Annotated in this window: 21 protein-coding genes and 1 tRNA gene; 17 read left to right on the top strand and 5 right to left on the bottom strand. The window is 57.0% G+C overall.

The window, feature by feature from the left end:
• Positions 1-27: 27 nt before the first annotated feature.
• The 9 genes from fdhA to queC all read left to right on the top strand — a co-directional run bounded on the left by fdhA (position 28) and on the right by queC (position 8,806).
• Positions 28-1,245 (top strand): formaldehyde dehydrogenase, glutathione-independent, encoded by a 1,218-nt coding sequence (fdhA, locus tag AC0YNU_RS03535; RefSeq protein WP_475753162.1) that lies wholly within the window; start codon positions 28-30, stop codon positions 1,243-1,245.
• A gap of 168 nt (positions 1,246-1,413) precedes the next feature.
• A complete protein-coding gene (locus AC0YNU_RS03530) occupies positions 1,414-1,866 on the top strand; it encodes a GyrI-like domain-containing protein (protein ID WP_475753160.1) in 453 nt (150 codons plus the stop codon).
• A gap of 433 nt (positions 1,867-2,299) precedes the next feature.
• A complete protein-coding gene (locus tag AC0YNU_RS03525) occupies positions 2,300-3,913 on the top strand; it encodes an extracellular solute-binding protein (RefSeq protein ID WP_475753158.1) in 1,614 nt (537 codons plus the stop codon).
• Between the two features lie 46 nt (positions 3,914-3,959).
• A complete protein-coding gene (locus AC0YNU_RS03520) occupies positions 3,960-4,865 on the top strand; it encodes an ABC transporter permease (protein ID WP_475753156.1) in 906 nt (301 codons plus the stop codon).
• 16 nt (positions 4,866-4,881) lie between these two features.
• Positions 4,882-5,763 carry a carbohydrate ABC transporter permease gene (locus AC0YNU_RS03515; protein WP_475753154.1) on the top strand — a complete coding sequence of 294 codons (882 nt, stop codon included), beginning with the start codon at positions 4,882-4,884 and terminating at the stop codon, positions 5,761-5,763.
• Between the two features lie 261 nt (positions 5,764-6,024).
• Positions 6,025-6,846 carry a PhzF family phenazine biosynthesis protein gene (locus AC0YNU_RS03510; RefSeq protein ID WP_475753152.1) on the top strand — a complete coding sequence of 274 codons (822 nt, stop codon included), beginning with the start codon at positions 6,025-6,027 and terminating at the stop codon, positions 6,844-6,846.
• A gap of 74 nt (positions 6,847-6,920) precedes the next feature.
• Entirely contained in the window at positions 6,921-7,403 is a 483-nt protein-coding gene (queD, locus tag AC0YNU_RS03505) for a 6-carboxytetrahydropterin synthase QueD (RefSeq protein WP_475753150.1), read from the top strand.
• Positions 7,393-8,103, top strand: a complete 711-nt coding sequence (locus AC0YNU_RS03500) for a 7-carboxy-7-deazaguanine synthase QueE (RefSeq protein ID WP_475753148.1) — start codon at positions 7,393-7,395, stop codon at positions 8,101-8,103. The genes queD and AC0YNU_RS03500 overlap by 11 nt, the downstream gene beginning before the upstream one ends.
• A gap of 1 nt (position 8,104) precedes the next feature.
• Positions 8,105-8,806, top strand: coding sequence for a 7-cyano-7-deazaguanine synthase QueC (gene queC, locus AC0YNU_RS03495; RefSeq protein ID WP_475753146.1), 702 nt, complete (start codon positions 8,105-8,107; stop codon positions 8,804-8,806).
• A 154-nt stretch (positions 8,807-8,960) separates the two neighbouring features.
• Here queC and AC0YNU_RS03490 read toward each other — a convergent pair whose 3' ends face one another.
• Positions 8,961-10,166, bottom strand: coding sequence for a diguanylate cyclase (locus AC0YNU_RS03490; RefSeq protein WP_475753144.1), 1,206 nt, complete (start codon positions 10,164-10,166; stop codon positions 8,961-8,963).
• Between the two features lie 450 nt (positions 10,167-10,616).
• On the opposite strand from AC0YNU_RS03490, the gene AC0YNU_RS03485 reads away from it, so the two are divergent.
• The 3 genes from AC0YNU_RS03485 to AC0YNU_RS03475 are packed head-to-tail and all read left to right on the top strand — an operon-like array spanning position 10,617 to position 16,498.
• Positions 10,617-11,759 carry a glycosyltransferase family 4 protein gene (locus tag AC0YNU_RS03485; RefSeq protein WP_475753142.1) on the top strand — a complete coding sequence of 381 codons (1,143 nt, stop codon included), beginning with the start codon at positions 10,617-10,619 and terminating at the stop codon, positions 11,757-11,759.
• 12 nt (positions 11,760-11,771) lie between these two features.
• Complete coding sequence (locus tag AC0YNU_RS03480; RefSeq protein ID WP_475753140.1) at positions 11,772-13,142, top strand: metallophosphoesterase family protein; 1,371 nt, start codon at positions 11,772-11,774, stop codon at positions 13,140-13,142.
• Positions 13,139-16,498, top strand: coding sequence for an AAA family ATPase (locus AC0YNU_RS03475; protein WP_475753138.1), 3,360 nt, complete (start codon positions 13,139-13,141; stop codon positions 16,496-16,498). Before AC0YNU_RS03480 ends, AC0YNU_RS03475 begins: the two co-directional genes overlap by 4 nt.
• A gap of 193 nt (positions 16,499-16,691) precedes the next feature.
• Here AC0YNU_RS03475 and AC0YNU_RS03470 read toward each other — a convergent pair whose 3' ends face one another.
• The gene (locus tag AC0YNU_RS03470; protein WP_475753136.1) at positions 16,692-17,732 is read right to left on the bottom strand and encodes a YkvI family membrane protein; all 1,041 of its coding nucleotides are present in this window, start codon (positions 17,730-17,732) and stop codon (positions 16,692-16,694) included.
• Positions 17,733-17,968: 236 nt separating this feature from the next.
• Between AC0YNU_RS03470 and AC0YNU_RS03465 the strand changes: the two genes are divergently transcribed.
• A complete protein-coding gene (locus tag AC0YNU_RS03465; protein WP_475753134.1) occupies positions 17,969-19,255 on the top strand; it encodes an ArsB/NhaD family transporter in 1,287 nt (428 codons plus the stop codon).
• Here AC0YNU_RS03465 and AC0YNU_RS03460 read toward each other — a convergent pair.
• A complete protein-coding gene (locus tag AC0YNU_RS03460) occupies positions 19,235-19,957 on the bottom strand; it encodes a hypothetical protein (protein ID WP_475753132.1) in 723 nt (240 codons plus the stop codon). The two genes, AC0YNU_RS03465 and AC0YNU_RS03460, sit on opposite strands and share 21 nt — an antisense overlap.
• Before the next feature lie 184 nt (positions 19,958-20,141).
• On the opposite strand from AC0YNU_RS03460, the gene AC0YNU_RS03455 reads away from it, so the two are divergent.
• From AC0YNU_RS03455 to AC0YNU_RS03440, 4 genes are all read left to right on the top strand, one after another.
• Positions 20,142-20,714 carry a xanthine phosphoribosyltransferase gene (locus AC0YNU_RS03455; protein WP_475753130.1) on the top strand — a complete coding sequence of 191 codons (573 nt, stop codon included), beginning with the start codon at positions 20,142-20,144 and terminating at the stop codon, positions 20,712-20,714.
• A gap of 79 nt (positions 20,715-20,793) precedes the next feature.
• Entirely contained in the window at positions 20,794-21,114 is a 321-nt protein-coding gene (locus AC0YNU_RS03450) for a hypothetical protein (RefSeq protein ID WP_475753128.1), read from the top strand.
• Positions 21,115-21,192: 78 nt separating this feature from the next.
• Entirely contained in the window at positions 21,193-21,402 is a 210-nt protein-coding gene (locus AC0YNU_RS03445) for a hypothetical protein (RefSeq protein ID WP_475753126.1), read from the top strand.
• 182 nt (positions 21,403-21,584) lie between these two features.
• Positions 21,585-21,671 (top strand) — tRNA-Leu (locus AC0YNU_RS03440).
• Between the two features lie 43 nt (positions 21,672-21,714).
• Here AC0YNU_RS03440 and AC0YNU_RS03435 read toward each other — a convergent pair.
• Positions 21,715-23,343, bottom strand: coding sequence for a response regulator (locus AC0YNU_RS03435; RefSeq protein ID WP_475753124.1), 1,629 nt, complete (start codon positions 23,341-23,343; stop codon positions 21,715-21,717).
• A complete protein-coding gene (locus AC0YNU_RS03430; protein ID WP_475753122.1) occupies positions 23,318-25,159 on the bottom strand; it encodes a cache domain-containing sensor histidine kinase in 1,842 nt (613 codons plus the stop codon). Before AC0YNU_RS03430 ends, AC0YNU_RS03435 begins: the two co-directional genes overlap by 26 nt.
• Positions 25,160-25,171: the final 12 nt, after the last annotated feature.

Here is a 25,171-nt window from a genome sequence, read left to right as displayed (position 1 = left end):
TCAACGTTAAGAGGAGTGGCTGATCGAATGGCAGGAAATCGTGCGGTAGTCTATGTGGAACCCGGCAAGGTCGACGTAAGTGATATTTCGTATCCGGAGTTGATCCTGCGTGACGGACCTGGCGTGAATCCGCTCAACGTGGGCCGGAAATGCGAGCATGGCGTCATCCTGAAAGTCATCACGACGAACATTTGCGGAAGCGACCAGCATATGGTCCGCGGACGCACGACCGCTCCGAGCGGGCTGGTGCTTGGACACGAAATTACGGGCGAGGTCATTGAAGTCGGCCGCGACGTTGAGTTTATCAAGAAAGGCGATCTCGTATCCGTACCGTTCAATATCGCATGCGGACGCTGTCGCAACTGCAAGGAACGCAATACGAACGTCTGCTCCAACGTCAATCCCGACCGTCCGGGCTCGGCGTACGGCTATGTGGACATGGGCGGATGGGTCGGCGGACAATCCGAATACGTCATGGTTCCCTATGCGGACTTCCAACTGTTGAAATTCCCGGATAAAGACCGCGCGATGGAGAAGATCCTCGATTTGACGATGCTGTCGGACATTTTCCCGACGGGCTATCATGGCGCAGTCAGCGCGGGCGTACGTCCGGGCTCGACCGTTTATATTGCGGGCGCAGGCCCTGTCGGCCTTGCCGCGGCGCATTCCGCGCAGCTTCTCGGCGCATCGGTCGTCATCGTCGGCGATCTGAACAGCGAACGCCTGGCGCAGGCGAGAAGCTTCGGCTGCGAGACCGTGAACCTGCGCGAGCATGCGAACCTTGCGGAACAAATCGATCAAATTCTCGGCGTGCCGGAAGTAGACTGCGCAGTGGATTGCGTCGGCTTCGAGGCGCATGGCCACGGCAAATCGCATGGCGAAGCGCCGGCGACCGTACTCAATTCCATCATGGAAGTGACGCGAGCGGGCGGCAGACTCGGCATTCCGGGCCTCTACGTGACGGGCGATCCAGGTGCCGTGGACGAGGATGCGAAGATCGGAACGCTGAAGATCCGCTTCGGTCTCGGCTGGGCGAAGTCGCATACGTTCGTGACGGGCCAAACGCCGGTCATGCAATACAATCGCGAGCTGATGAGCGCGATCTTAAGCGGCCGCGCCCAAATCGCGAAAGCGGTCAATGCGACGCTGATTTCCTTGGATGAGGCTCCAGCGGCGTACAATGCATTCGACCAAGGCGTATCGAAGAAATTCGTCATCGACCCGCATGGCTCGGTAAAACGTTAATCGAAAATTGGCCGCATTGTCCTCCAGGGCAGTGCGGCTTTTATTATCCGCCCCCCGCATGGGGAGCAGACGGTAACAAAGAGTACCCATCGGTCGGGCAATCATGGTAAACTGGAAACGATACGGGTCAACCTTAAGCATTGAAATCGGTGTAGGAGGTCATTCGCGGTGAATAATTGCACTTTGATTACCAAGCCAGCGATAAATCTGGTTGGAATCAGCTATTGCGGTCCCTATTCGACGTTTCCGGATGAAGCCATTCATTTGCAGAGTGAGTTTCGCTCCAGAAAGCATGAAATCGAAGGCGATGTCAAAACGATGGTCTTGTACAGCCCCTATTTCGGCAACGAGGTTTTCGCGACGTACTGGGCATGCTTCGAGGTGTCGCATTTGGAGCAAGTGCCGCAGCGCATGGTTCAATTCACGATTCCGCAGCGCACCTATGCCATGGCCGTCTGCACGAACGAACGAATCGGCGAGGGCTACGAGCAGTTGACTGCATGGATGAACGAACAGAAGCTGGCGAAGCGAGATAACGCCGTATCACTGGAAATTTTTTATACGGATGAGCATTTCGAAGCCGAACAGGTCGAGCTGTTGATTCCGATTGAAGAACAATAACGGGTTTCTTAAACGAACACTGCCCCGCGGGCTGCGACAGCCGCTGCGGGCAGTGTTTTTTTGTGTGTGCTTGGCGGGGGTGGCGACTTCCAAAAACAGGTAAAAAGAACCGTAAAATTCGATCTATTCAACTATTTTGTTTTAAAAAAGAATACTAATTGTATACAATAAAAAAACATATAAATAAAGGCTACTTTATGACTGTTTGTGAGGAAAACCGATGTCTTATTTTGATGAAAAATATTAAAAGTATTTAGATTGTATACCTGTTGTATATATAAAAAACATCGTGTATGCTAATCACGATCATGGTTCACAAGGAAGCGCAAACGGTGTTCTGTCAAATTTCAGAGTGAAGATGACAGCGCTCTCAAATCGGTTCCTTGCATGCAAGCGTTCAACTATTTCGATGCATTTGAAAGGGGTATTGAGCATGAAGAAGAAGAAAGCAGCCGTGACGGTATTGGCAGCGGCCCTCATCCTGGGAACGGCGGCGTGCGGAAACGGCAACAATAAGGAGACCGATGCAAACGTTTCCAACGATCCGGCGGACGGCGGCACCGTCGATATTCAATTCGGGAGCGGAGTCGATCCGAACGCGGAGTATATGGCGAAGCTGACGAAGAAGACCGGGGAAACCTGGGAGGACAATCGGTGGACGCGCCTGTACAAAGAGAAGCTTGGCGTCGTCACGCATTACAAAATGATGTATCCGTATAACGATTACAACACGAAGCTGAAGCTGGCGATTACGTCGGACGATCTGCCGGACGTCTTCCCGATCAACGACAAAACGGACTTCAAGCAGCTGGCTGAAGGCGGCGCGATCTATGAGATGGGGCCGATTTACGACAAGTACGCTTCGCCGCTTCTGAAGAGCATTATCGAGGCGGAGACGAAGAGCATTTTCGATCCGGCCACGTTCGGAGGCAAGATCTACGGCATCCCGCAGAAAATGCCGTCCACGAACGGCTACAGCCATCTGTGGATTCGCGAGGATTGGCTGAAGAAACTGAATCTGGAACGCCCGAAAACGATGGACGACGTCTACAATATCGCCACGGCCTTCGCCAAGCAGGATCCGGACGGAAACGGCAAAGCGGATACGATCGGGCTCGGGCTCAACAAGGATATTCTTTATTCCTCCCGCGGTTTGTTCTGGGGCTTCGGCGCGTATCCGGACTTCTGGACGAAGGACGGGGATGACAAGGCGGTCTACGGAACGTCGCTGGACGCGATGAAGAAGCCGCTCGATATGCTGGCGCGCATGTATAAGGACGGCCTGATCGACAAGGAGTTCGGCACGAAAGACGAGACTAAGGAGATGGAAAGCGCGGTTTCCGGCAAACTCGGCATGTTCTATGGGCCGCATTGGCTGGCTTACAGCGTGGAGAAGACGTCGGAGAACGACAAGAATGCCAAGTGGGTCACGGTTCCGCTGCCGGGCGAGGGCGGCGGCGACGACGTACATATCCCGCTCGACAACGCAACGGACGGCTATCTCGTAGTGAGCAAGAAATTCAAACATCCGGAGCTCGTCGTCGAGATGCTGAACGTGTACGTCGAGACGATGTTCGGGGACGCGAACCAATTCGAGAAATTCTGGTCGGACGGCGACATCGATTCGCTGTGGGGGATGGGACCTGTCCATACGCTGCTGCCGTCGATCGATCTCGTCGGGCATCAGGATATCAAGAAAGCTGTGGCGGACAATACGACGGACCAGCTCAAGGGAGTAGCGAAGGGCTTCTACAAGTCGATGCAGGACGGCGTCACGGGCATGTCGATGATGTTCGGCCCGACGGATACGCCGTTCGCTTACGTGGATCAGACGTATCCGGATAAAGTGATCTGGAGCGCGTTCAGCGGCGCGCCGACGCCGACGATGGTGACGAGCTGGAGTTCCATGGGCGAGCTTGAGGCGACGACGATCACGTCGATCGTTCAAGGCAAGGAAGACGTGGACAGCGGCTTCGACAAATTCGTGGACAGCTGGAACAAGCTCGGCGGCAAGCAAATTACGGAAGAAGTCAACGCGCCGAAATAAGCCTCGGCCGCGGGACGGAACTTAACTTAGAAGGGAGGGCGCGCCCATGTTCAAGCGATACGGAAACCGAAGAGAGCTGCCGCTGCATCTGATGCTGGTTCCCGGCCTCATTATGCTTCTGATCTTCGCTTATGTTCCGATGCTGGGCATCATTATCGCCTTTCAGCAATTCAATCCGGTGAAGGGACTGTTCGGGGATCAGGACTGGGTAGGCTTCGCGAATTTCAAGACGATCTTTGCCATGCCGAACATTTGGCAGGTTATCGGCAATACGGTATTCATCGCCGTCTTGAAGATCATTCTCGGCATGATCGTCCCGATCGTCTTCGCCCTGCTGCTGAACGAAGTGAAGCAGGTGCTGTTCAAGCGCGTTACCCAGACGATTATTTATTTTCCTTATTTCCTCTCCTGGATCATTCTCAGCGGCATCATGATCGATATCCTGTCCCCTTCGACGGGGCTTGCGAACGTCATCCTGTCTTGGTTCGGATTGGGACCGGTATACTTCCTAGGGGAGAACAGCTGGTTCCCGTATACGATGGTGGGCTCGGACGTCTGGAAAAATTTCGGATTCAACAGCGTTATCTATCTGGCTACGATCACGAGCATCGATACTACGCTGTACGAAGCAGCCTCCGTCGACGGTGCGGGCCGATGGCGGCAAACCTGGCATGTGACGCTTCCGGGGATGAGAATGATCATCGTCTTGCTGATGGTCTTGAGCCTTGGCAGCATTTTCGATGCCGGCTTTGACCAGATCTTCAATCTCTACAGCCCGCAAGTGTACGCGTCCGGCGACATCATCGATACGATGATTTACCGCTTGGGCCTGCAGCAATCGCAGTACAGCATTTCGGCAGGCGTCGGCCTGATGAAGTCCGGCGTATCCTTCGTGCTCATCACGGTCTCTTACTACTTGGCGTACAGGCTGTTCAAGTATCGATTCTTCTAAGGAAGGGGTGGGCAGCGTGCATGTGCATTCGACCACCGGAACCCGAATCTTCAATCTATTCAATCTGATCGTGCTCACGTTGACATGCGCGGGCTGTCTCATTCCGTTCATTCACATCGTGTCCCTGTCGTTAAGCGACAAGGCGGCGGTAATGGGCGGTCTCGTGAAGCTCTGGCCGGTTCACTTTACGCTAGACCCGTACCGGTATGTGCTTGAGCGCGGAGCGTTCTGGCATGCGTTCGGCACAACGCTCGAGCGTGTTGCGATCGGAGCCACGCTGAACGTCGTGCTCGTCATTATCCTGGCTTATCCGCTGTCCAAGGCTGGAGACAAGCTGCGGATGCGAACGTTGTACGTCTGGATTTTCTTCTTCACGATGCTCTTCAACGGTGGATTGATCCCCAATTATATTTTGGTCAAAGAGCTTCACCTGCTGGATACGATTTGGGCGCTCGTGCTGCCCGGAGCGGTCGGAGTGTTCAATATCGTGCTGCTGCTCAACTTTTTCCGCGAAGTGCCGACCGAGCTCGAGGATGCGGCTTTTATCGACGGCGCGGGGCATTGGCGGACCTTATGGCAGATCTATGTGCCAGTATCCTTGCCGGCTATCGCCACCGTGACGCTGTTCAGCATCGTCGGGCATTGGAACGCTTGGTTCGATGGCATGATCTACATGAAGGTCAGCCATTATCCGCTGCAGACGTACTTGCAGTCGATCGTCATTAAGTTCGATTTCAATACGATGTCGCCGGAAGAAGCGAAGCGGCTTGCCAAATTAAACGATCGGTCGATCAAATCCGCGCAGATGATCGTGGCCGTCATCCCGGTGCTGCTCGTCTATCCGTACCTGCAAAAATATTTCGTATCGGGCATACGGTTGGGCAGCGTGAAAGGTTAAGGTGCGATTCTGGAGCATTCATGCTCCGGCATTATCGGCAAGCGCGGCAGGGAATCAAGCGCAGCAGGGAATTCCCTGCCGCGCTTCTTTTTTGTTATGGAGGGCATTGCCGGTCAGACTGTACGGTCGGCTAAGAACGGAGTAGGAAATAGGAACGACTTTTTGTACAATGGAGTGTATACAAGCAAGTATGTACAAGCGAACATGAACCAGCTAGAGGATAAACGGCTATATACGAACGAGGATTAGGGGGGATTGGATATGAATGTACCGATTGCGATCATAGATGCGTTTACGAGCGAGCCGTTTCGCGGAAATCCTGCCGCGGTGTGCCTGCTGGAAGTGGAACGGGAGCCGGAATGGATGCAGCAGGTCGCCGCGGAGATGAATTTGTCCGAAACGGCGTTTCTGCGCCGCAGGCAGAATGACAGCTTCGATCTGCGCTGGTTTACGCCGACGCAGGAAGTTGACCTATGCGGCCATGCGACTCTCGCAAGCAGCCATTATTTGTGGACGAACGGGCTGCTGGGCCGAGAACAGCAGGCAAGATTTCATACGCGGAGCGGATTACTGACGGCGACGCTGGAGGAAGCGGGCATTCGGCTAGACTTCCCGGCTGAAGCCGCCGAGCCGGTCACTGCTCCGGAAGAACTCATTCAAGGTCTGGGGCTGATACCGCGGTATACCGGCCGCAATCGAATGGATTATCTGGTGGAGGTCGACAGCGAGGAGACCGTGCGTACGCTGAGGCCGGATTTCGGAATGCTGGCGCGCGTCGACGCCCGCGGCGTGATCGTTACGAGCCGTGCAGCTGCCGGAGGTGCTGGAGCAGGCGGAGCCCCATCGAGTTATGATTTTGTCTCCCGTGCATTCTATCCCGCCAGCGGCATCGATGAAGATCCGGTTACGGGTTCCGCGCATTGCGCGCTGGCACCTTACTGGCAGCGCAGGCTGCGGAAGAACGAGTTCACTGCCTATCAGGCTTCCGCTAGAGGCGGAGAGCTGCGTGTCTCGGTGCACGGGGAACGCGTCCATATGAGCGGGCATGCCGTGACGGTCATGATGGGGCAATTAATGGTATAGCAAGATGCTAGATACCGGCTTGGCATTGTGCTATAATAGCATATTGCAATTGGAAAATGAGGAAGGTGTGGAACGTGACGTACGAGATTCCGAAGCATATTCAGCAGTTCGGGTCCGATATCGAGGAGCAGCAGCTTCGTTATCATAACCGGCGGGTGCTCGTTTCCAAAGAATTTACTTTTGACAGCGCGCATCACCTGCATCTCTACGAAGGTAAATGCAAGAGCCTCCATGGCCATACGTATAAGCTTCAAACGATTTTGTCCGGCACGACCGACAAGCGCGGCTTGACGATCGATTTTGCCGATATGAAACGAATCGCCAAGGAACGGATCATCGATAAACTGGACCACCGTTACTTGAACGAGGTGCTGCCGCCGATGAACACGACCGCGGAAAATATGGTCGTATGGATGTACGAGCAGCTGCACGACGCGTTGGTCGAAGAAGGCCATTATCCGAATGTCCGCATCGAGGAGATCCGGCTTTGGGAGACGCCGACCAGCTATGCGGCGGTCACGCGGGCGTTTATGGAGGCGGACGAGCATGCCGGTTAACGAAACGGAGTTGGCGCCGCGAGCGATACGGCTGCCCATGGTGGAGATTTTCGAAACGGTCGAAGGCGAAGGCACGCGTGCCGGGTTTCCGACCGTTTTTGTTCGTCTGTTCGGATGCAATTTACGCTGCGTCTGGTGCGATACGAAATACAGCTATCCGCCTGCCGAAGCAGCCGATACGATGACGATTGACGAGATCGTCGCGCAGGTCGAATCGCAGTACAAGGCGGAGCACATCTGCATGACGGGCGGAGAGCCCTTGTTGTACGGCAGCCGTTCAGCGGCTCTTCTGAAGGAGCTCTGTGGGATCGAGCGCATCAAGGACGTGCATGTCGAGACGAACGGGGCCATCGATTTGGCACCGTTTCTGAGCGAGATCGGCTCGCCGAAGGCGCGTTATATTATGGATTACAAGCTGCCGGACTCCGGAGAGAACGAAGCGATGCTGCATGACAACTTCGCGCTCCTGCGACCGCAGGACGAAGTGAAGTTCGTCATCGCGAGCGATGCGGACTTCGACTATGCCGTGAAGGTGCTTGCGGATTACCCGACCGAGGCGCTCGCGCTCTTCAGTCCGGTATGGGAGAGCATGCCGCCGGCAAAGCTTGTTCAGAAAATGCTGGCTGCGGGCTTGACGGGGGTCAAGCTGAACATGCAGCTGCACAAAATCATTTGGGACCCGGCCCAGAGAGGTGTATAACTTGACGACGAAAAAAGCGGTTATTATATTGAGCGGCGGATTGGACAGCACGACATGCATGGGATATGCGAAGGAAGCGGGCTATGAATTGTATCCCCTGACGTTCGATTACGGCCAACGCCATATCATCGAATTGGAGAATGCGCGTGCCGTCGCCGAGTATTACGGAACAGGCGACAGATATAAAGTCGTGAAGCTCGGCTTCCTGCGCGAGTTCGGCGGCAGCGCGCTGACGGACGACAGCATCGAGGTGCCGAAGATGGGCGCGGAGCCCGTACAAGGCGAAGCGGGCGAAATCCCGGTGACCTATGTGCCGGGACGCAATCTGCTGTTCTTGTCGATCGCGACATCGTATGCGGAAACGGTTGGCGCAGAAGCGATCTACATCGGCGTTAACGCGCTGGATTACAGCGGCTACCCGGACTGCAGGCCGGAATTCATCGCCAAGGTGCAGGAAGTCATCGCCCTTGCGACGAAGGTTGGCGTGGAAGGCAAACCGATATCGATCGAAACGCCATTGATCGATTTGACGAAGGCGGGCATCGTTGAAGAAGGTTTGCGGATGGAAGTGCCTTATCACCTGACGACGTCCTGCTACAACGGCGAAGCCGAAGCCTGCGGCGAATGCGACAGCTGCCGCCTACGCTTGAAAGGCTTCGAAGAAGCCGGCACGACGGATCCGATTCCTTACAAATCGCGTTAAGGCGCGTCATGCGATCCAACCTGCCTGAAGCCGGTTAGATCCGATCATACGTCCGATCATACGAAGACAGTCCCGGCTGCGAGGAGCTTCATGCATGGCTCGCGGCCGGGACTGTCTTTTGTTGTGCCTGAGGAATGCTCCATGGGCGGCCCGCTCACATCTGTGCGTTCTGTTTCATTGAGCCGTCTGAGGCACCGCGCGTGGAGCGGGTTCGCATCGACGCATGCAGCGTCACTTTGTTCTTGCCTGTCGTCTTGGACTGGTACATCGCTTCGTCCGCTTGCCGGACGATCTCGGCGACGGTCGACCCATCGCGTGCGGAGCTGACGCCGACGCTGATCGTGACGATCGTTTCTTTCTCCACTCGGCCGCGGATCGCTTCGGCGACGATTTCCGGCTTTATGCCGGGAGCCGCCACCAGGCCGAGAAGCTCCTCGCCGCCGTAACGGCCGGCCGTGCCGATGCCGGCGGTTTCTTCCCGCAGAATATCGGCCACTTGCTTCAATACCCCATCCGCCTTATGATGGCCCTGCGTATCGTTCAGCTTCTTGAAATTGTCGATATCGCAGAAGATGATCGCAATCTGCTTGCTTTCCCGCAGCAGCTGCTCGGCTTTCTTGGTGAAATGGCGGCGGTTGTACAGACTGGTCAAGCCGTCGGTAATCGACGATTGGAAGGTCATCAGCAGCCGTTCCAATACCCACTCGAACAACAGCAGGAACAAGAGCGCATAATAGACGACCGGGAGCAAATGGCTCAAAATGACAAGCATCGGCACCTTGCCGTGGAACACGTAATTGTCCGCCATAACGCTCAGCTGGCGCGTGAAATAGACGATCAGACTGGCGGAGTAGGTGAAGCGCTGATCGATTCCGCGCAGGTTCAGCAGGATCACGAAGTTCAAGATTAGACCGTAGAAGTCGACTGCGAGAAAGTTAACCGAACCCGCATCGGGGCCAGTAAGCGCAATGTCCGGCGTGAACGCCACCTGTGCCGCCGTAACGAGCGCAAGGCCGACGAACATAAGCAGGAACGGAAAGCCCTTCAATTTGGCCGAACGGCCCGTATATAATTTCATGAACACAAAGTTAATGATGATGAACGTAAGCAGATCAAGGAAGACGCTGGCAAGCTGCCAGTAAGGAGCGGTAGTTTGGCCGGAGCAGGCAATGCCGAGCACGGCTGCGTTCTGAATCAGCACGACGAGCAGCACGAGGATCAGCATGAGATAGGTTTGATTGCGCCGATAGCTCTGGTACAGCTTGACCGCCATAAATAGCATGAGAACGAGAATGGTCATGACGCATGCGGATGCGAAAATGTGGCCGGATAGGCCGGCTAGCCAATGAATGAACGTCATATTTCAACCACCTAAGATGAGAGTGCGAACAAGGTTGATTATCGGCAAAAAGACGATTTTTCGTGAGTATACAGAAACGTATGTTCTAGTATATCATATTTATTGACGAGAAACTTTAATCGATAAGGATTATTTTTCGCAGTATTCCGCGTTTGCCGCGTGCGTCAAATGATGCTCGCGATGACGGATGCTTTCTAGTTTGTTTGCACATATCATACCTTAAGAAGACCACGACTAACTTTCTGCCGCAGGATCGCGAATCGGACGAAATAATTTTTGAAATCCCGATCATCTCTTTAACGACGGCGAGGAGAGGAAAGATTGATATTACGGGCGAAATAACACTATAATGAACACACGCGAACGATGTTTCAGCACGTTGCACGGATCTCGTCGATCGTGATTTTTGCAAGTCGAGAAGCAAATTGCAGTGGTTTGGGAGGGCTTGAGATGAACATTTTGCAGGCACTATTTTTTCCCCCGGAGCAGCCGGGCGGCGTGTCCTCCATGGTTCCTTACATTCAAGATCGATTCAACAAGCTTGGCTGGCCAATGGAATTGTTTTCGCTGCCGAAACGAGTCAGAGGGAAAGGGCAGGAGCCTGTCTCCTTCGAGACTTTCGACATTACGAATTACGAGGGCAATCCCATCATCGATAAATATTTGCAAACGTACCGCGACTACGTCTGGTGGACGAAGCTGCGAATCAAGAAGAGCTACGATATCATCCACGCGCACCATCCGATCTCCGCGCTGGTCATGAAGCAGCTGTATCCGGATACGCCCTTGGTCATGACGATCCATTCCAGCTTCGAACGCGAGCTGATCCTGAACGGAAAAATCATCGAAGGCGGCATGGAGCATCGGTTCCTGACCGCGATCTACGGCGAGCTGGAAGCAAAGGCAGACCGAATCCTGACGCCGTCGGAATCGTTCCGGGCGTACTTGAAGCCGTATGTAAAGGATGCGGACCGCATTCAGATTATCCCGAACGGCTTCGACGAGAAACGCTTCAAGCCGATTTCGCATGAAAACGCGGTCGTCCAGCTGATCACCGTCTGCCGGCTGGTGCCGGCCAAAGGGCTGGATGTACTGCTTCATGCCTGCGCGGAGCTGAAAGCCCGCGGCCATAACTTCGTGCTCCATATCATCGGAGACGGACCCAGCCGCCAGGAGCTGGAGCAGCTGGCGCTCGATCTGAACTTGTACGACGATATTATTTTCTACGGCTATATGCTGCATCCGGAAGAATTCATGCCGTTCTTCGACGTGTTCGTTCTGCCTTCGCGGGCGGAAGCGTTCGGATCCGTGTTCGCCGAAGCGGCGCTGTGCTGGCTGGCGCTTATCGGCACGAACGTTGGCGGAATCGCCGAGCAGATCGACGACGGCGTGAACGGTTTGCTGGTAGAGCCCGAGAATCCGACGGCGCTCTGCAACGCGCTGGAGAAGGTCGTATCCGATCAGGATTACCGTTACAACATGGCGCGGGCGGCTTGGAACAAAGCGAAGAAGGTTTATTCGCTGCAGCGGGTCATCGCGCAGCTGAAGCAGGTGTATACGGAAATCCAACCAGAACCGGAAGCAGCGGAGTAAGGGAGAAGGAGCATGGGCGTCTCATTTCGGTTTATTCATGCCGCGGATCTGCACGTCGACAGTCCGTTCCGCGGCTTGTCCGAGGTGCCTTCCCACGTAAGGGAAGCCCTCCAGGCATCTACGTTTCGAGCCGTTACGAGGCTTGTGGACACTGCGATCGGAGAGGCGGTCGATTTCGTCGTCATCGCAGGCGATCTGTACGATTCCGCCGATCGCTCGCTGCGTGCCCAGCTGGCGCTACAGAAGGAATGGCAGAGGCTGCACGCTCATGGCGTGCAGCTCTTTGTCATCCACGGAAATCACGACCCGTTGTCAGGGCAGCAGGCTGCATTGCGCTGGCCAGACTCCGTCTATTTCTTCGGCGCCGAACGCGTCGAGCAGGTTCCCGCATACACAAGACAAGGGGAACTCGCGGCCTATATCACTGGCATATCGTACGGTACGCGATCAGTAACGGCGAACCTTGCAGCCGGCTACAAAGCCAGACAGGACGACAGCTACGGCATCGCGCTTCTTCACGGCAACGTGGACGGAATCGACGGCCACGACCCGTACGCCCCCTGCAGGTTGGACGAGCTCGTCGGCGCAGGCTTCCATTATTGGGCGCTTGGCCATATCCATAGCAGGGCGGTGCTGCATGAATACCCGCATGTCGTATATGCGGGCAACACCCAAGGAAGGCATGCGAAGGAGACAGGAGCGAAGGGCTGCTATATCGTTGATGTCTCCGCCTCGCGCGAGACGGTACTGCGCTTCGTTCCGCTCGATACGGTCCGCTGGCTGAACCTGCAGACCACGATCGACGGATTGACTTCGGAGCAGGCATTGCTCGACGCGATGGAAGACGAAGCGGTCCGGGCGGCTGCCGAATGCGGCGGGCGTTCTTTCATGGCGCGCTTCTCCCTTGTCGGCAGAGGCATTCTGCATGCTAGATTAGGAGATTCGGGGCGGCTGCAAGAGCTGCTGGAGGGTCTTCGGGAGCGCATGGCCGAGAATGGGACCGGATCGTCTTCGTCGGAGTCAGGAAGCGGGGATGCTGCCTGGGGCTGGATCAGCGAGCTGGAGACGTTCACGGGAGCGGCGATCGATGTTGCCTCGCTGGCCGAAGAGGACAGCTTCATCGGCGAGCTGATCCGGGGAAGTCATCAGGCCGAGAGCGAAGAAGCGCTCCAATCGCTGATGGAAGAGGCGATGCAGCCGCTGCTCGCGTCGCCAAAGCTGCGCAAGCTTGCCCGTTCCGCAATGGAACGGCATTCGCATGCATGGCTGGACAAGGCTAGGGAGCTCTCAGCCGGGCTGTTGACAGCGGCCGAGTCGGATTCAAGCGCTTCGAATTCCTTCGTTGCCGCAACCGCGTCGGAACAAGGCGGTGGAGAGAAGTGAGATTACATAAACTGCATGTGGAAGGATTCGGCAAGCTAAGCGACGTAACCTGCAGCCTGGATGCGCCGGTGACGATCGTCTACGGACCCAATGAAGCGGGGAAAAGCACGATGCTCGGCTTCGTTCGATCGCTGTTATTCGGCTTTGCCCATAAAGGAAGCCGGACGGAACGCCTGGAGCCCGTGAACGGAGGCCGCCACGGCGGCCGGTTGTTTTTCTCCGATAAGGACGGACTGTCTTACGTCATGGAACGGTACGGCAGCTCGTCCGGCAAAGTCGCGGTGCGGCGATTGGGAAGCCAGGTAGTCGGCGAAGAAGGCGGAGAACTTGCCGATACGCTGACGCAGGCGCAATGGGAACGGCTGTATTTGGGAGGCATCGGCGAACGGGTATTCCACGAGCTGTTTGCCATTACGTTGACGGAGCTGCAGGCGATCGGCATGCTCGAAGGCGACGAGCTCGGCAAGCAGTTGTATCATGCCGGCTGGAATGGCGGAAGCGCGATCGCCGGTACGGAGAAGCTGCTGCAGAGTCAGCTGGACGAGCTGTTCAAGCCCCGCGGCAGCAATCAGCAGATCAGCAAGCTGCTGAAGGAGCTGGACGAGACGGAAGCGCAGCTCCGCAAGGTGGAGGACGGCATCGCGGCTTTCAACGAGCTGACGACCGGCATTGAGGATACGGAACGCAGGCTGGCGGCGGCGGAAGAAAATCTTCCGTCGCTTCGCAAGCAAAGCGCTTTGTTGGAGCGCGCCGCGGAAGTAAGAACGGCTTGGATTCGGCGGCTCACGCTCTTGCAGGAGCTCGAAGGGTTGAAAGACGCGCCGCGCTTGGCGGCAGATGCTAGAAGCCGCTGGGAAGCGCTGGCGGGCGAGCTGCGGCGCATGTACGAAGCTGTTCGTGAAGCCAATGAGCACTCGACCGTGTTGGAGAACCGGATCGAGCGGCTGCATTTCGATCCGGCGCTGCTCGCGCGCAAGGACGAAATCGAAGCGCTGATGCTGTCCGTCGAGCAAGTATCGGCTTCGCGGGAATCCGCGGCGGAGCTTGCCGCCGAGATGGACGAGCACCGGGAAGCTGCGAAGCGGCTGCTGCTGCGCATTTCGCCGGGTTGGACGGAAGCGACGCTGCAGGGATTTCTGGCCGGCGTCGCGGAGCGGGAAGCGGTTCGCGAGCATCGAAACGTGCTCCAGGAAGCGGAGAGAACGCTGCGTCTCGCGGAGGCTGAACACCGGGCCGCGCACGGTCGTGAACGGGAATCCGTCGAAGGACTAGATATAGAAGAGTTTGCTGCGGAAGAAGGATCGAAGTCGACGGCCGCAAGGCTCTCGGGCAGGGCAGCCGGAGCTGACGGGGATGATCGGGCGGCTGCCTACGAGGACGAAGCGCTGGATGAGATATTCCGCTTGCTCCCGCAGACGGGCGATGCGCTGCGTTATGCCGCGCGCCAGTTCGAGGAGGCGTGGCGGGAGCTGGAGCTTGCGCTGCTGCGCGAGCAGCATGAGACGGAGGCGGCCCCGGCGGATATGGGCCGCCGCGGTTTGGACGGAGCCGCCGCGGGTTATGGCGCGGCGGCGGTGATCTTGGCCGCCGGCGCAGCTGCGCTTGCGGTCGCCGGCCTGCCAGCGGCGGCAGCCGCTGCCGGCGCAGCAGCGGCCGCGCTGGCCGTGCCGGCGCTGCTGCGCCTGGCGCGCGCGCGCGAAGCCGGCCGCGGGGCGCGCAGCCGCAGCCGCAGCGGCCGCCGCGCCGCGGCGCCAGCGGCGGCGGTCTCGCCCGCGGCGGCCGCGGAGCAGCGCGTGCTCGCGGCGCTCGGCGCGCTCGTCGCCGCGCCGGGCGCAGCGCTGGCGCGGCTGCTGCCGCGCGGAAGCGCCGGCGCAGCCGCAGCCGCGGCGCTGCGCGAAGCGGCGCCCGCGCGCGAGGCCGCGCTGCCGCGCAGGCGCACGGCGGCGCCGCCGGCGAGCCCGGCGCAGCTGCTCGCCCGCTTGCGCGCCGCGGTCGACGCGCGCCAGGACGAGCTGCGCGCGCAGGCGAGCAGCGCCGAGCGGCGCGCGGAGCTGAAGCGCGCGCATGCCCGGCTGCGCGCGCAGGCACAATCCGCCGGCGCCGCGGCGGACGAGGCGGCGCAAGCGTATGACATTGCCGCGGCCGATTGGCGCGACTGGTTGACGGCGCGCAAGCTGCCGCCGGCATTGTCGCCGGAGGCCGCGATGGAGACGATCGAGCTCGCCGAGCAAGCGCAGCTTCGCATGCTGGCGTCCGAGCGCGCAGCGGGCAAGGCTGCGCGCCTTCGTGAGGGCATCGCCCGCTTCGAGCAGTCGGCCGGTTCGCTCTGCGAGGCGTTCCCGGACGCCATGCGCCGGGCGCGCGGCGATGCCGCGACAGCGCTTCGCCTGCTGCAAGCCGAAGCAGCCCAGCAGGAAGCGATCCGCTTCGAGCGGGAAGAGCTGTCAGCGAAGCTAGCCGAGCAAGCGGTGCATATCGACAGCCTCGGCCAGAAGATGCGGGAGCTGGAGGAACAGCAGCAGCGTTGGTTCGCGGCCGGGAAGACCGACAATGAACCCGGGTGGCTGAACGCGCTTCAGCAGTCGGAGCGGCTGCTTGAAATCGAGCATGACATGTACAAGCTGAACGCGCAGCTGACTGCCGGGTTATCGGCCGCCGATCAGACGCAAATCGAAGCTTGGTATGCGGAGTTGGACGAAGACGGGCTCCGCGTCCTGCTCGCCGAGAAGCAGTCGGCACACAAAGAAGCCGAGCAGCTCCGCAGCACGCTGCTGGAACTGCTCGGCCGCCAAAGGCAGCGGATGGAACAGCTGCTGCGCGACGGGGATCGGCAGCGATTAATCGGGGAACGCGAGGCGACGATTGCCGCGCTGGAGAAGCTGATCGACCGCTATGCGGTGCTCTCGGTCAGCATGACGATGATCAAGCGCACGAAGCGGATCATGGAGGAACAGCGGCAGCCCGGCGTCCTGCGCGAAGCATCGCGGCTGATGGCCAGGCTGTCGGAAGGGCGGTACAGACGGATCTCCATGCCGGAAGGAGAGCGGACGATTGCGCTCGAGACCGAGGACGGACGCATCGTGGAGAGCGGCTTTCTGAGCAGGGGCACGGCCGAGCAGCTGTATCTGGCCATGCGCTTCGCGCTTGCCGGCGAGGCGGCAGCCGTTCATTCGCTTCCGCTGCTGCTCGATGACCCGTTCGTCAATTTCGACTATGGCCGTCTTCTGGCCGCCGCAGACGTGTTGAAGGAGCTGGCGGAACAGAGGCAGATAATTTTCTTCACCTGTCACGCCCATATGAGGGATCTGCTGTTGGAACGGCTCCCGGACGTGCAGCTCGTCGAGCTCGCTCGATAACGGCGTTCCTGGCGTTGTCCTTCAGCGTCTTTGCACATTGGTCTCGAAGCTTCCCTAACGCGTCTTTGCACATTGGTCTCGAAGCTTCCTTAACGCGACTTTGCACATTCGTCTCGAAGCTTCCCTAACGCGCCTTTGCCCATTCATCGCCCCTAGTGCTCTCATCCCCGATTCACCAACCACGCCTCTCCGGTCATTCCCGAACCGGCGGCCGATGGCGAATCAGCAGAATCAGCCAGCCCAGGCTGATTAAGCCGAAGATGGGATAGAGCGTCGAGAGCAGCGGACCGAAGCCGATTTGGCTGGCGATGTAACAGGCGCCGAGCGTCAGAATCGTGAGCAGCGTGCGGGAGAGCTTCAGCCGTTCCTGCAGCTGCAGCGTCAGTCCGTAGATGTCGGCGATCAGCGTCGTGAAGATTTCGGCGAAGATCAGAAAAATATAAATCCATTGGATGCCGTGTCCCAGCTCGCGCGCGATGCCGCCCATGGGAATGGCGAACTGCTGGATGCCGGGCATGTACACCGACAGCGCGATATGGCCGGCAAGGAGCATGAAGCCGATGCCGATGCCGCCGACCCAAGAGCCGTATACGATCGCTTTGCGGTCCTCGATCTCGGCGCCGAGCGGAACAAGGACGGCTTGCGCCATCGCCAGGTTGAAGGCCGCGTACAGGAACGGGGATGCCCATACCGCGACAGGCGAAAAATCGCTCGTCAGCAGCAGCCAGCGGCTCGAACCCGGCGTTTGGACGGTATCGATGATGATGAGCACCGTGAACAGCAGCATGATCGGAACGACGATCGAATTAACGGTCAGGATGGAGCTCATGCCCTTGCGCAGCAGGAGGAAGCAGCCTGCCATCGTGATCAACAGTCCGGACTGATACGACAGATTCCAATTTTCGGAGAAGATCGCGCCTGCGCCGGCCAGCATGACCGCACATACGCCGAATAAGACCAGCTGCATGAAATGGCTGATCCATCGTCCGAACCGCTCGCCGAACAGCACTTTATTGACGTCCTCGTACGACTTGGCCCGAACATCGTTCGAGATCAGCATCATCTTGGAGCCGAGCCATACGAACATGACCGTCGCGAGCAGAATCGTCAATGCGCCCACGAAGCCGAACCGTGTAAAGAACTGCAAAATCTCCTGGCCCGTGGCGAACCCCGCGCCGACGACCGTTCCCATATAGGTAAACGCGATTTGCATGACTGTGCTGATCCGTTTCATCTCTATCGATACCTGCCTTTCGTGGACGGCCTATAGCTAAAGGTATGTCCATGCGGGGACAGGCATGACTACTAAACGCAATCCCATTCCTTGATCATTTATCTTTTTTCATTTCTCGTTTATCCTTAATCCTTGAATCTCATAATCCTTAACTCTCATAATCCTTAACTCTCATAATCCTTGAATTTTATTCCGATTCCATTATCCCGAAGACGAAAGCAGTTGATCCCAAATTTATGGCCATGCTGGTAGCCGTCAGCGTATTCTCCGCTTCGCTGGCGTTGATTGTTTGGAAGCCGAAAGGGCTGCATGAGGCGATAACCGCCCTGGCAGGAGCGGCGCTGTTGTTCGCGGCCCGTCTGCTTGCGCCCGAAGACGCGGCTTATATTTGGCATTTCGTATGGAATGCCACCTTTTCGCTGATTGGCATTATGCTTTTTACTTCTCTCTTGGATGCGAACGGCTTTTTCCGCTGGGCGGCACTGCACATCGTTCGCCAATTCTACCACCGGCAGCTGCGCCTGCTGATCGGGCTTTGCGCGCTCGCGGCCTGCATTACGGTGTTCTTCAACAATGACGGCACGATTCTGATCATGATCCCGATCGTGCTCGAGGTCACGGCGCTGCTGCAGCTCCCGCGAAGGACGAGGCTGGCGTTTCTGCTGGGCATCGGTTTGATGGCGGACACGGCAAGCGCTCCGCTTATGATGAGCAATCTGACGAATATCTTGACGGCGGATTTCTTCGGCTTGACGTTCGGAGAGTATGCAAGGACGATGCTGTTTCCGGGATTGATCGCGATCGTCGCGACAATCGCGATGATACTCATGTATTTCGGCAAAGGCATTCAGATAGGTGAGAAACGGGCGGAAGCGCCGCGCATCTTTCCTGAGCCGGCTTCGGCCGTAACCAACCAGCGGCTGTTCAAACTGTCGTGGCTGATTATCGCCTTGATGATGGTCGGTTATTTGGTATCGGGGAAAATCGGGGTGCCCGTCGCGTTCATCGCGCTTGGCGGGGCGGCCGTGCAGTGGGCGGCAAGCTTTGCGGTCGGAATGGGGAACGTTCGCGCGACCATCCGCCGCACGCCTTGGTCGATCGTCGTCTTCGCGTTATCGATGAACCTGATCGTATACAGCTTGTACCTTCATGGCGCCGTCGATTGGTTTCCGAAGGCGCTCGGGCCCATGACGGAGCAGGGGGCGTTTCTCGGCATACTCGGCTCCGGCGGCTTGTTCTCGCTCCTGAGCGCTGCCGTCAACAATTTGCCGGCGGTTCTCGTATCCTCCCTGGCGATACAGGACACGGGCGGGCCGCATTATTTGCCGTTCGCCAGCCTGCTCGGCACCTCGGTAGGCGCCAAGCTCACGCCGATCGGATCGCTCGCGACCTTGCTTTGGCTGCAGCTGCTGCGCAAGGGCGGCATCGAGATGTCATGGCGGGAATATATGAAGTATGGAATCGTATTGACGGTGCCCATACTGGTCTGCGCGCTTCTCGCCTTATGGCTGACGATCGGTTGAAAACAGCTTGATCGATATAATCCGGTCGTTCTGCGGATCGAGGTCAAGCTTCAGCAGTGCGCCGTCTGCCTCGTAGGCGAGCACGCTCGCGGTGTGGGTATCCGGTTTGCCGAGCGCCTTCATGGCTGCGCTTCCGCTGTCTCCGACGCGAAGGCCGCTTAACCCGGTTGCGGCTCCTTGATCGAAGGCATCGACGAATACGACTTTCCGGTCGCGGTCGTAGCCAACGGAGAAGGAGGCATATTCTTCGACCGTCAGTCGATCGCCGCCGTCCTCGATCGGATAGCTGTCTGCCGGCTTGCCGAGCTTTTTGCTGGCCTCCGATTGAGATTCTCCGAGCGCGATACCGAGCAGGCGAGGCGCTTCCGCATGCCAATCGTCTTCGGACTTGTGCGCTGTTGCCGGAGATTTCCCTGCATTGCCCGTGGAGGATTCCGCCGTGGCATCCGGGCTGAGGGCGGTGCCGTCGTCCGTGATAGGGCCTTTCGCTGGCTTAACGGAGCCGTTACCCTTCGTATCGTAGCTTTTCTGAGGGCTGTCCGTGACGTCCCTGGCACCAGAACCATGCTGCGAGGACGAGATGTCCTTCTCGGCATTCGAACCGGTTGTCCCGATCACGTTCAGCTGGCAGGCGGAGAGGGATAAGACCAGCAATGCGGCGGCGGCAGCGCGAATGGCAGGTTTGGCGTAAGCAGAGATCATGACGCATACCTCCTAAGGTGTAGCGAAATTGTTTTGTAAGGTCTTTGTTATATTAGGTAGACGCTTGAAATGGAAGAAAGTTGCAGAATAGATAGCGCGTATTGGTAATTTGTGTCCGTCAGTTGCGCGCAACCCTTCCATATGGTACCTTTAACGGAAAAAGATTTTGGTGGAGGGAATGCGAATGGAGCTGTTAAAAGAACGCATATTGCGCGAAGCTTCGATTATCAATCAAGACGTGCTGAAGCTGGATGCATTGCTGAATCATCAGGTCGATCCGCAGTTAACGCTGGAGATGGGCAAGGAATTCGCGCGCCTGTATGCCGAGACGCCCATCACGAAAGTCATTACGGTCGAGTCCTCCGGCATTCCGGCCGCTTTCACGACGGCGATGGCGCTGAACGTGCCGCTCGTGTTCGCGCGGCGCAAGAAGACGCTGATCGCGGATCCGGATTCGTACTCCGAACGCGTACCGTCCTTTACGAAAGGGATCGTAACGGATATCATGGTCTCCCGGCAATTTTTGACGGCTGACGATACGGTGCTGTTCATCGACGATATTATCGCGAACGGCGACGCCGCCAGAGGCTTGATCAAAATCATCGAGCGTTCCGGCGCGAAGCTGGCCGGTCTCGGCATCGTCGTGGAGAAATCGTTCCAGGCCGGCGCGCGGACCATCCGCGAGCAGGGCATCCGGGTCGAATCGCTCGTTAAGATCGCTTCCTTGGAAGGCGGCAAAATCCGCTTCGAGCAATAGTTCCATAATCAGCATCTTTTCGAGATCGTTATTTTGACATATAATGTTCATAAGTACAGATGGGGGAGGCACAACTTTCATGGCAAATCTATCGGCTGAGTATTTATTAACCAAGTTGTCGGACGCGAAAAACCATTTTGAACGTGCGCTCGATTGCAAGCATACGGAATTTGATGACTTGTATCCTTATATGATCGAACATCCCCAATTTTTCTGGTATAAACGGTATGTCGCCTGGTCGGAGTTGCTTACGATCGTGAAGCTGTCGGAAGAACTCGAGATGGACTGGAAAGGGCAGTTTACGGAGAAGCAGTCGGAGTACGTGACGAGCCGCGTGATGTCGTCGCGCGTGCTGGACGAATGGTACGAGACCAATGATTCGAAGGAACATGTGAGCTAAGTTTAATCAGCGATTATAGGGAACCTCAATGCCTGCGCATACGCAGCATTGGGGTTCTTTAAGCATAGGAGGCCGCTTATGATTACTGAAGAACAACTGGACCGCTATAGAGTCGAAGGCACGTCGCTGCGAGTCGTGCGCGACAACATCGAGATCAACGACGTGCTTGGCATCGTCGTCGCTTGGGACGAGGAGAGCGTCGTGATCCGCAAACGGAACCGCAAAGTCGTGAAGCTGAGCCGCAGCTACATTTACGAACCGGTAACGGACCCGCGCAGCGAGGTGTAGAGAAGAGTCAGAGGCGCTATGAAGGCGATCCGGCGAGGGGAGCAGGAGGCAGCCGGGTCGATAGGCTTCCTGCGGTTATTATTTGAAAATTTCAACTTCGCTGCTTTTCTTGACTGCGCCGACCGTGAATGATACTATAAAAAACGTGATTGCGGCAATGCCGCGGTCCATCTGCCGGACGTGCGGTCGTGGCGGAATTGGCAGACGCGCTAGATTCAGGTTCTAGTGGTGTAACAGCCGTGGAGGTTCGAGTCCTCTCGACCGCACCAACCTTACGAACAAAACCCTTCCATCCGGAAGGGTTTTTCTTGTTTAACCATGGGTTTGAAACATACCCCGATATTTCTGCGGATGCATGCCGGAAAACTTTTTGAATACGGTGCTGAAGTACGTGGCGTTTTCGAAGCCTACCATTTCCGCCACCTCCAGAATCTTCAAGTCCTGCGACTTCAACAATTCCTTCGCGGCTTCCATCCGCACTTTGGTCACGTATTCGGTAATGCTTTCCCCGGTCTCCTGCTTGAAGATCAAGCTGATGTAATTCGGCGACAGATACACCTGCTCCGACAGCCGGGCAACCGTAATGTTCTCCATGTAGGTCTGCGAGATGATCGTTTTGATCTTCTGGATCATCCGGCTGTTCTTGGGGGAATGCTTGTGGGCGAAATAGTCGGCCAGCCCTCCGAACAGCTCGAGCATCGCTTCGCGAAGCTCCGCGGCCTCGCGTTTGTCGTAGACGTCGACGAATGCGGAGGCGTAGCCGGGCACGATGTCCCGAATATGTTCGTCCATCTCGCCGACGGCTTTGTCGGCCATATGGATCAGCTCAACGCAGATGCTCTGCATGTAGCCGACGGGCAAATGGCGATTGCCGCAAAGCGTTTCGAAGATCGACGCGACGGTCTCCGCGGCCTCCACTTTGCTGCCCAGCTTCATGAAGTTCATCAGCTTCGTTTCGGCATCGAACAGCTTCGGAAATTCCAGCGGATGCGAATCGGACTGGAATTCTCCGATGGCCAGCACCGAGCCTTTCCCGGTATAAAACTTATATTTGATCGCTGCGAGCGCTTCTTGATAAGAGCCGTGGAGATCGATCGCATGCCTTACCGGGTTTCCGATGCCGATGGAGGCGGACAGCTTCAGGTAGGATTGCATGCTGCCGATCATCTCTTGGCAGATTTCCTTCAGGCTGGTGGTTACGCGCTGCAACTCCGCCTGTCTGAATAGGATGACATGCTCGTTCTCGTTCATGACGAAGGCGATGCCGATGCCGTCGCGGGAGACGATTTCACCCAGTACGTTGTTCACGGAGAAGCCTAGCAGCTGTTTGCGAGTATCGCTGTAGCGCTCGATTGCCTTCTCGTATTCGTCGATCTGCAGCACGGCCGCCGTCCATAGATCTTCCTTCGCGGATGGAAGCCCATACTGCGCCAGCTTGTTCCGAATGTCCGCTTCGTTCGTATGCATGCCCATCGTCACTTGGGATAGAAGCTTCTCGCGCAGCAGCGGCATGTTCTCATGAATCTGCCGCTGCAGCTGTTCCGTCTGCGTCTCGCGGCTGCGCTCCATGGTGATGGAGGCAACGACCTTGCGGACCGTTTGCTGGAGCTCGGCTATTTTGATGGGCTTTAAGATATAACCGTCCGCATTCAGACTGAGGGCCGTCTTGGCATAGTTGAAATCTTCGGCACCGCTGATGATGATGAGTCGGACGGGATTGCCGTCTTCCTTCAGCTTCAGCGCGGCTTCCAGCCCATCCATCATCGGCATGCGTATATCCGTCAACAGAATATCGGGCCTCAGCTTCCGGCATAGCTCGAATGTTTCCAAACCGTCGGCGGCGTCTCCGATTACTTCGATCCCGAGCTCATCCCAGCGGACGACCTCCTTGAGCCCTTCCCGGACGTTATATTCATCATCGGCGATGATCATCTTGAGCATCTTCATTCTCCTCCCAGGTTGTCACGGCAGGCATCGTTACGATCACGAGCATTCCGGGCCCATCCCTCTTGCCGTATCGGATGCCCGCAAGTTCCCCGAACACTTGCTTGAGCCGCTGGTCTACGTTGATCGTGCCGAACGAATCGCCAGCCTCGCCTTCGCCCGCCAGCATGGCGTTGAGGGCGTCGGCATCCGCACCTACGCCGTTGTCGGCGATTTCGACTTCGATCCGCTCGCCGATTTTGCGGGCGCTGATCTCGATATAACCTTTGCCGTGCCGTTTCTCGATGCCGTGAATGATGGAATTCTCGACGAGCGGCTGCAGGACCAGCTTGACCGTCAAGTGGCCGTATACCTCCGGTTCCACCCGGAGCGCGTAATCGAGCTTATCTTTGAACCGGAAACGATGAATCGACAGATAGCTTTCGACCTGCCGCAGCTCGTCTTCGATCGGGATGATGCTCCGGCCTTTGCTGAGGCTGTAGCGGAAGAAGTCCGACAAGCTCGTGACCATATGGCTGATGTCGGGCACATCGTGACGAAGCGCGATCCAATTGATGGAATCGAGCGTGTTGTACAGGAAATGCGGATTGATCTGCGACTGAAGCGCCTTGAGCTCGGCTTCCTTCTTCTTCACTTCGCTGACGTACAGCTTGTTGATCAACTCTTTGATCTGCATTATCATCTTATTGTACTGGCTGAACAAATACGTGAATTCGTCCTTTCGGCGATACTGGACCCGAACGTCGAAATTGCCTTCCTGCGCATAGGACATCGTCTTGATGAATTTGCGTATCGGTTTCGTGATATTGTTCGAGAGCAGCAGGGCGATGACGAAGGCGAGCACCATGCAGAGTGCCAGTACGCCGTACATGGCCCTTCGGAACGAGACGAGCTTGCCATTAAGATCGCTGATCGGAGAGACGGAGACGACGGTCCAATCGAGCGATGCAATTCGCCGGAAGGAGACAAGCTCGGCCTGCCCGCCGATGCGTTCGTCGAACGAGCCGACCGCGTCCGGCCGGTTAATTAGTTTGGAAATATAAGCTTCTTCCGACAAGCTGCTGCCGAGAAGCCCCAGGTCCGGGCTCACGATCACGTTCCCGCGGCTGTCGACGATGAAGATGGAGCTGTTCGCGGAGGGCTTGAGCTGGACGAGCATGCTGTTAAAGTCGTTAATGTCGGCATCGATCGTAAGCAGGCCAACGTAGGGGATCGTCATGTTTTTCAAGCCGAACAATCGCTTGGCGAGCTTGATCGTATACGACGTGCCGCTAGCCGAGGTTTCCGCCTGCAGGCCAACGATGGAATAGCGGGCTTTCGGCGGCAGGGCGGCGTACCAAGGCTCTTTCTCGATTTCGCTGATCGTGGACACGTTGCGCGAGAAATTATATTGCACGTATTCAGGCCTGTCCAGCATGTACAGCTTCGGCACGAACTGTTTGGCTGGTCCTTCGGGCTGCGCATAGATATCGAGTATTTTGTTGAAGTTCGCAAGCTCGTTGACGAATCCGACTTGGTCGGAGGGGCGGTCGGCGGACAGCATGTCCAGCATATCCGGGTTCAGGTAGATGGAATTGGCCACGCCGTTCATTTCATCGAATTTCTTGACCAGCACCGTTTCCATCATGGCCAAGTTTTTTTGCACCGAGGCATTCATGTTCTGGGTGATGGTTTGGTACGATTCGTTGTAAACGGTTACGGATATGATCGACGTCGGCAGGATCACGAGCAGCAGAAAATACAGCAGCAATCGGTATTTCAGGCTTACCCGGTTAAACGTAAGCAAGCCGGATAGTTTACGGAGCGTGAGCATGGGGACGCGGCT

It is taken from the genome of Paenibacillus sp. J31P316, assembly GCF_056269105.1.
The sequence above is the reverse complement of the archived record's forward strand: the minus strand, read 5'-3'. Positions and strand labels throughout refer to the sequence as shown.

Bases quoted from the DNA above. Each gene is read 5' to 3' on its own strand.
- fdhA (WP_475753162.1), top strand. From the start codon at position 28: ATGGCAGGAAATCGTGCGGTAGTCTATGTGGAACCCGGCAAGGTCGAC.
- AC0YNU_RS03525 (WP_475753158.1), top strand. From the start codon at position 2,300: ATGAAGAAGAAGAAAGCAGCCGTGACGGTATTGGCAGCGGCCCTCATC.
- AC0YNU_RS03520 (WP_475753156.1), top strand. From the start codon at position 3,960: ATGTTCAAGCGATACGGAAACCGAAGAGAGCTGCCGCTGCATCTGATG.
- AC0YNU_RS03510 (WP_475753152.1), top strand. From the start codon at position 6,025: ATGAATGTACCGATTGCGATCATAGATGCGTTTACGAGCGAGCCGTTT.
- AC0YNU_RS03500 (WP_475753148.1), top strand. From the start codon at position 7,393: ATGCCGGTTAACGAAACGGAGTTGGCGCCGCGAGCGATACGGCTGCCC.
- AC0YNU_RS03490 (WP_475753144.1), bottom strand. From the start codon at position 10,166: ATGACGTTCATTCATTGGCTAGCCGGCCTATCCGGCCACATTTTCGCA.
- AC0YNU_RS03485 (WP_475753142.1), top strand. From the start codon at position 10,617: ATGAACATTTTGCAGGCACTATTTTTTCCCCCGGAGCAGCCGGGCGGC.
- AC0YNU_RS03480 (WP_475753140.1), top strand. From the start codon at position 11,772: ATGGGCGTCTCATTTCGGTTTATTCATGCCGCGGATCTGCACGTCGAC.
- AC0YNU_RS03470 (WP_475753136.1), bottom strand. From the start codon at position 17,732: ATGAAACGGATCAGCACAGTCATGCAAATCGCGTTTACCTATATGGGA.
- AC0YNU_RS03465 (WP_475753134.1), top strand. From the start codon at position 17,969: ATGGCCATGCTGGTAGCCGTCAGCGTATTCTCCGCTTCGCTGGCGTTG.
- AC0YNU_RS03460 (WP_475753132.1), bottom strand. From the start codon at position 19,957: ATGATCTCTGCTTACGCCAAACCTGCCATTCGCGCTGCCGCCGCCGCA.
- AC0YNU_RS03455 (WP_475753130.1), top strand. From the start codon at position 20,142: ATGGAGCTGTTAAAAGAACGCATATTGCGCGAAGCTTCGATTATCAAT.
- AC0YNU_RS03450 (WP_475753128.1), top strand. From the start codon at position 20,794: ATGGCAAATCTATCGGCTGAGTATTTATTAACCAAGTTGTCGGACGCG.
- AC0YNU_RS03445 (WP_475753126.1), top strand. From the start codon at position 21,193: ATGATTACTGAAGAACAACTGGACCGCTATAGAGTCGAAGGCACGTCG.
- AC0YNU_RS03435 (WP_475753124.1), bottom strand. From the start codon at position 23,343: ATGCTCAAGATGATCATCGCCGATGATGAATATAACGTCCGGGAAGGG.
- AC0YNU_RS03430 (WP_475753122.1), bottom strand. From the start codon at position 25,159: ATGCTCACGCTCCGTAAACTATCCGGCTTGCTTACGTTTAACCGGGTA.